This window comes from Psychrobacter sp. 1Y4, assembly GCF_051847555.1.
The window spans coordinates 1-1,309 of record NZ_JBPYDE010000076.1 but is presented as its reverse complement, the minus strand read 5'-3'; the positions used below and the strand labels follow the sequence as shown (position 1 = coordinate 1,309).

Genomic DNA, 1,309 nt, shown 5'->3' with positions numbered 1-1,309 from the left:
TGAACCGCCCCGGGATTGTCGGAGACTCAACATTCTGAGAGAATACAACGATGAAAACACGACACTACACCCCCGAGATTAAAGACCGCGCCGTTCGCATGCTGATTGAAGCATTAAGCGACTATCCCTCCACCTGGTCAGCTATTCAAGCAATTGCACCTAAGATTGGCTGTACGCCTGAAACCCTGCGGTCATGGCATAAAAAGCACATAGATCAAACTATTCCTGCCTCAGTGCAAGCCCAAAGCCAAGAGCAACGTATTAAAGAGCTTGAACGCGAGAATAAAGAGCTCAAGCAAGCCAATGAGATTATACGTAAGGCTGCTGCTTTTTTCGCCCAGGCGGAGCTCGACCGCTGACTAAAATCATGATTCAATTCATCGACGATCATAAGAATAATTATGGGGTCGAGCTGATCTGTAGAGTATTACCGATTGCCCCATCAACCTATCACCGTGCTAAAGACTTGGAGAGCTACCCTGAAAAACGCTCACTGCGCAGTCAACATGACGACTTTTACATCAGCGAGATTAAACGTATCTGGCAGGACAGCAAATGCCGTTACGGTGCGCGTAAAGTATGGCAGCAGATGAAAGCTGACGGGTTAAAGGTTGCTCGTTGTACCATAGAGCGTTTAATGAGACAGCATGGCCTACAAGGTGTCTGGCGCGGTAAGGGTAAAATAACAACTCACAGCCGTGATGATCAAAAGCGTGCTGATGACCTAGTTAATCGTAACTTTAGCGCTCATCGCCCTAACCAGCTCTGGGTGGCAGACTTTACTTATATCAAGACGATAAGCGGCTGGGTGTATACCGCTTTTATTATTGATGTGTTTGCTCGCGCTATTGTGGGCTGGAAAGTATCTAATCGTATGAACACAGATATGGTGATGGCGGCGTTAAATCAAGCAATAGCAGATAGAAACTATCCCAAAGATGTGATTCATCACAGTGATCGAGGGGTTCAGTATTTATCCATTCGCTATACTGATAAAATGGCTGACTGCGGTGTGATTGCCTCTGTTGGCACTACAGGTGATTCATACGACAATGCACTGGCTGAGACGGTCAATGGGCTTTATAAGTCTGAGGTCATTCATTATTTGAAAGAGAGCTGGTCTGGTGTGAACGATGTTGAACTAGCAACCATTGAATGGGTCGATTGGTTTAACAAAACACGACTGCATAGCACGATTGGATATGTGTCACCTTTTGAATTTGAAAAGCGGTATTATGATAATTTAATCCTGTCAGGCATTGCTGCCTGACTAAAGTAAATCAGCCTCCGATAAAGTCGGGGCGGTTCA

1 protein-coding gene and 1 other annotated feature are annotated in these 1,309 nt (G+C 45.6%); the gene reads left to right on the top strand.

All coding sequences use genetic code 11. The features are described from left to right. Nucleotides 1–50 precede the first annotated feature (50 nt). Nucleotides 51–1,270 (top strand): IS3 family transposase gene (locus tag ACS8FC_RS14265; protein WP_439297242.1). Its coding sequence is split into 2 segments (ribosomal slippage): nt 51–336 and nt 336–1,270, totalling 1,221 coding nucleotides; the frame shifts between segments, so codons are not numbered across the junction. Further along, nucleotides 326–442: a sequence feature (AL1L pseudoknot), on the top strand. Its footprint overlaps the gene before it by 117 nt. Nucleotides 1,271–1,309 lie beyond the last annotated feature (39 nt).